At 39.4% G+C, this 5505-nt stretch carries 5 protein-coding genes; all 5 read left to right on the forward strand.

Features of this window, described 5'->3' with window-relative positions; all coding sequences use genetic code 11:
- Window positions 1–1239, forward strand: a 1239-nt coding sequence (locus Q0410_RS00045; RefSeq protein WP_299031329.1) for a DUF3798 domain-containing protein, incomplete at its 5' end; no start/stop codon positions are given.
- A gap of 71 nt (window positions 1240–1310) precedes the next feature.
- Window positions 1311–2888 carry a sugar ABC transporter ATP-binding protein gene (locus tag Q0410_RS00050; RefSeq protein ID WP_299031332.1) on the forward strand — a complete coding sequence of 526 codons (1578 nt, stop codon included), beginning with the start codon at window positions 1311–1313 and terminating at the stop codon, window positions 2886–2888.
- Window positions 2881–3957: an ABC transporter permease subunit gene (locus Q0410_RS00055; RefSeq protein WP_299031335.1), complete on the forward strand. Its 1077-nt coding sequence runs from the start codon at window positions 2881–2883 to the stop codon at window positions 3955–3957. Before Q0410_RS00050 ends, Q0410_RS00055 begins: the two co-directional genes overlap by 8 nt.
- On the forward strand, window positions 3950–5074 hold the full coding sequence (locus Q0410_RS00060) for an ABC transporter permease subunit (protein WP_299031338.1): 1125 nt from the start codon (window positions 3950–3952) through the stop codon (window positions 5072–5074). Before Q0410_RS00055 ends, Q0410_RS00060 begins: the two co-directional genes overlap by 8 nt.
- A 220-nt stretch (window positions 5075–5294) precedes the next feature.
- Window positions 5295–5505, forward strand: a 211-nt coding sequence (locus tag Q0410_RS00065) for an ECF transporter S component (protein ID WP_299031341.1), incomplete at its 3' end; no start/stop codon positions are given.

Consider the following 5505-nt stretch of genomic DNA (forward strand, 5'->3'; position numbering starts at 1 on the left):
GAAGATAAAGAAGCTAGCGAAGTTGCCGTAAATAATAAGGCAGAGTTCGAACAGCTTAAAGAAGGCGAAGACTACCATATAGGTCTAATAACTGGAACCGTCTCTCAAGGTGAGGATGAGTTCCGTGGAGCAGAAGCTGCTATAGAAAAATATGGCAAGGCTTCAGAAGGTGGAGTTATAGCTCACGATACATACCCTGACCAATTTGAGGCAGAGATGGAGACAACTATTTCTAAGATTAAGGCAATGGCTGACGATCCTCTTATGAAGGCAATTATTGTTAACCAATCAGTTCCAGGTACAACTGCAGCCTTTACAGAAATAAGAAAATCTAGACCAGATATCCTCTTGGTTAACCTTACACCTCAAGAAGATATCCTAATGACTTCAAAGGTTTCAGACCTAGTTGTGGATGCTGATAATATTTCAAGAGGCTACAGAATGGTTCTAGCAGCTAAGAAAATGGGCGCTAGTAAATTTGCCCACATCACCTTCCCAAGGCACATGGCAATAGAAACTCTTGCCATTAGACGTGCTATCATGGAAGAAGCTTGTAAAGACTTAGGTTTGGAATTTATTTCCCTAAATGCACCAGACCCAACAACAGATATCGGTGTACCAGGTGCCCAACAATACCTAGCTGAAAATATAGGACCATGGATTGAAAAATATGGCAAAGATACAGCATTTTTCACAACCAACGACGCCCTTACAGAACCACTCCTAAGAGGAGTTGCAGCAGGCGGAGCAATCTTTGTTGAACCAGACCTTCCAAGTCCAATCATGGGTTACCCATCAGCGTTCTCTATAGGTCTTGATGATATAGCAGGCGACTGGCCAGCAATCCTTAAGAGAGTTGAGGAAGTGGTTGTAGAAAAAGGTGGCGAAGGCAGAATGGGTACATGGGCATATTCGCTAGGATATACCAGTACAGTAGCAGCAGTTGACCTAGTTATAGACGTATTAAACGGCAATGCTGATATTACAAACCTAGATGACATCAAAAAGGCTTTCGAAGCTAAAACTGATGGTGCAAGCTGGGCTGTATCAAACATGATCAACATGGAAAACGGAGAGGAACTTCCTAATTACGCCCTAGTTGCCCAAGATACTTACGTATTTGGTAAAGGCTACCTAGGCATGACAGAAGAAAAAGTTGACGAAAAATACAGAAAGATCAATGTAAACGTTGAAGATATTGTTGAAAAGCAAAAAGAATCCGAAGGAAAATTCGATTAGATTTTTGGCCTAAGGGGTGGAATATTTGCCACATCTTAGGCTTTGCTAAGTAAAAGATAAGTGAGTTAGACATGTTAATGGAGATAAGAGGCCTAAGCAAAAGCTTTGGTCAAAATAATGTATTAAAAAATGTAAATTTTACTATTGATGAGGGAGAAGTTGTGGGCCTTGTTGGAGAAAACGGAGCAGGCAAATCAACCCTCATGAATATTATCTTTGGTATGGAATTTATAAAAGATGCTGGAGGCTATGAGGGAGAGATAATCCTTGATGGGGAAAAAATCTACTTTAAAAAACCAACTGACGCCCTAAAGGCAGGTATAGGCATGGTTCACCAGGAATTTTCTCTTATACCAGGTTTTACTGTGGCTGAAAATGTGACTTTGAATATGGAAAGCACCAAAAAAACTCCCATGTCAGCTGTCTTTGGTAAATCCTATGAATTAATAGATACTAAGGTCAATATCGAAGATACAGAAGAAACTCTTGATAAATTGGGGGTAGACCTAAACCCAAGTGAATATGTAAGCGAACTACCTGTTGGCCACAAACAATTTATAGAAATCGCAAGAGAAATAAAAAGAGAAAATATCAAACTTTTAATAATGGACGAGCCAACAGCCGTTTTGACTGAAAGTGAAGCAGATATTTTAATTTCTTCACTCAAAAAACTTGCGGCTAAGGGAATAGCAATTATTTTCATATCCCACAGGCTAAGAGAAATCCTAGATCTTTGTGACAAGGTGATTGTCCTTAGGGATGGGGAAATAGTTGAAAATAGGCCAGCTGCTGGCCTTAATATCAAGCAAATCGCAGGCTGGATGATGGGAAAATCAAATAGAGAAGCTTATGTCGATGATGATAAGAGAAAAATTGACGAGAATGATATAATTTTTGAGGCCCAAAATCTCTATGTAGAAATGCCAGGAGAAATGGTCTACGATGCGAATTTCAAGGTAAGACGTGGGGAAATCTTTGGTCTAGCTGGTCTTGCCGGCCAGGGCAAACTCGGAATTGCAAATGGAATTTTGGGAACATATCCAGTAAAGGGCAGGGCCATTTTTAATGGAGAAGAGCTTAAGCTTTCTGATACCAGCTCGATTTTAAAGAAAAAAATCGCCTTTGTATCCGAGGATAGGCGTGGAGTTGGCCTTCTTCTAGGGGAAGATATTGCCCTAAATATTGCCTTTAATGCCATGGAAGTTTTTGATAATTTTATAAAGAAGATTTTTACTTTCAAATTTAGGGACGATGAAGCAATTGTAGAAAATGCCAATAAATATATAGAAAGTCTTGCAATTAAAACCCAGGGGCCTGATGAACTTGTGGGAAGGCTATCTGGAGGTAACCAGCAAAAAGTTTGCCTGGCCAAGGCCTTTACCATGGAACCTGACTTGTTATTTGTATCTGAGCCGACTAGGGGTATTGACATTGGAGCAAAAAGGCTTGTCCTCGACTCCCTAAAAGAAGCCAACAGAGAAAATAATACGACAATAGTTATGATTTCCTCAGAACTTGAGGAGCTTCAGTCAGTTTGCGATAGGATTGGTGTTGTCTGCGAAGGCAAAATCGTTGGCGTCCTAGATCCTAGTGCCAGTGCTGAAGATTTTGGTCTCTTGATGAGTGGAGAGGAGCTAGTAAATGAATAAAATCAAAGAATTTATTTCAAAAGTAGGTATAGCTAGATTCATAATAGGCCTATTTTTGCTAAGCTTATTTATAGCAGCTCCTGCCGCAGGAATCAGCATAAAAAGCTCTTTAAAAAACGTAATTGCAAGGTTTGGTATGTTTGCAATCCTAGTTTTATCCCTTATACCAATGATCGAAGCAGGCTGTGGCCTTAACTTCGGTATACCAATTGGAATAGTAGCGGGAATTTTAGGGGCAGTCATTTCCCTAGAATTTAATATTGGAGGCTTTGCCGGAATCTTTTTAGCCATGGCAATCGGTGCATTAATCGGTGTAGTTTTTGGTCTTATATATGGACTTTTACTTAACAAAATTATTGGCGATGAGATGCTTATTTCAACCTATGTTGGCTTTTCTTTCACAGCCTTTATGTGTATAGCCTATGTATTTTTGCCGTTTAAAAACCCAGTTTCTGTCCTATCTTATGGTGGAACTGGCCTTCGTCAGCAAATCCCAGTTGGAGATTATTGGATGAAAAATGTTAAAAATGCTTCAGGGGGAGTCAAATCTGTGGGCTTACTTTCAGACTTCTTGGCCTTTGACCTTTTTGGAGTGAGGCTTCCGATCGGTATGCTCCTATTTTTCGCCCTCATGGCCCTCCTTGTTTGGGGACTATTTAGGACAAAGACAGGCACAGCAATGTCTGTAGTAGGTTCTAACTATGAATACGCAAAGGCAAGCGGTATTGATATCAAAAAGGTAAGGCTAAAGGCCATTATCCTTTCAACAGCAATTGCCGCAGTAGGCATAGTAGTCTACCAACAATCCTACGGCTTTATCCAGCTCTACCAGGCGCCAAAGTCCTTTACTTTTCAGACTGTAGCGTCAATTCTAATAGGTGGGGCAACCCTAAATAAGGCAAAAATTAGCCATGTTATAATCGGCACCCTCTTATTTCAAGGTGTAATTACTCTCACACCTACAGTTATAAATGGACTTTTAGCAATAGACGTATCCGAAGTTATGAGGCTGATTATTACAAATGGAATGATAGTTTATGCCCTCACAAGGAGGATCGACAATGATTAAAAATAAATTTTCAACTAGACACCTTGTACCAATAATGTTTATGGTAATTTCCTTGATTGGCTACATCCTAAGCGGTGCCCAGATAGGATTTATCACAAGCGAGCTTGCAAACAGGCTTGTCCGTAATACCTTCCTAGTTCTAAGCTTAATTATCCCAATCATTGCTGGTATGGGTATAAACTTTGGTATCCCTCTAGGGGCCATGGCTGCCCAGGTAGGCCTGATATTCTCCCAAGATTTAGGCTTTACAGGCCTACTTGGTATTCTTGTGGCAGCTGTGATTGCCCTTCCAATAGCAATAGTCCTTGGAATCTTTTCAGGAAATGTCCTAAACAGGGCCAAGGGGCGTGAAATGATTACATCAATGATGCTTTCGTTTTTTATGCTAGGCGTTTATATGCTTGTAATCATGTTTTTAACAGGACCTCTTATCCCAATTAGAGATAAGTCAATGCTTCTTTCATCTGGAGTTGGAATTAAAAACTCAATTACACTTACAACTGCAGGTGCCCTAGATAATGCCCTAAAATATAGGATTCAAATCCCACTTGGAAATGACCAAATCAAGTTTGATATACCAGTTTTGACAATTTTTATCATTGCCCTCTTGTGTGTTTTTATCATATATTTTAAAAAGACCAAGCTTGGCCAAAACATGAGAGCGGTTGGTCTTGACCAAGATGTAGCCAACAACTCAGGCCTAAATTCTGATAAAATTAGGGTAAAATCAATTGTTTACTCTACAGTACTTGCGGCCTTTGGCCAGCTTATCTATCTACAAAACATCGGCACCCTTGCGACCTACGCAGGGCTTGACCAGGCGGCCTTATACGCTGCTGCAGCCCTTCTAGTAGGAGGTGCGTCAATCCTTAAGGCTTCTATTGTAAACGCCATAGTTGGTACAGCACTTTTCCACTTGATGTTTATAATCATGCCTCTTGCAGGCAAGGAAGTCACAGGTGATGCCATGGTCGGAGAATTCCTAAGAACCTTTATATCCTACGCCATAGTTACAATATCACTTATTGTTCACGAATATAATAGAAAGAAGGAAATCAAGGAAAATAGGCTAAAGGCAATCGACAGGGAAAGCAAAGTAGCAAAGGCTAGGGCCTAAAACAAATAATTTTTTCATATACTCTCAAGGGAAGCTAGGATTCTAGCTTCTTTTTGATTTCAAAAATAAGGGTAAATTAAAAATTATGGGAAAAGAAAGTGGTTTTTGTTTTAACTTGGATTTTAGAAGTAAATTTATAAATTTGGATAAAAATTTCACACTTTACTTATTTAAGGTATATTAATTAAGACAAAATTATAGAAAATAAAAAGGAGTTATAATGAAAAAATTAACTACACAAAAACTAGTTTACATGGCACTTTTTACAGCCCTAGTCTACATATTTACTAGGTTTTTTAAGATTCCTATAGCAACACCACTAGGCCAAACTATGTTTCATTTAGGAAATGCCTTTTGTCTTTTAGGCGGCATCTTGCTTGGACCTGTTTACGGTGGAATATCGGCCGGACTTGGATCTGCACTTTTTGATT

The sequence above is a fragment of the uncultured Anaerococcus sp. genome (assembly GCF_937934665.1).
GTDB lineage: Bacteria > Bacillota > Clostridia > Tissierellales > Peptoniphilaceae > Anaerococcus.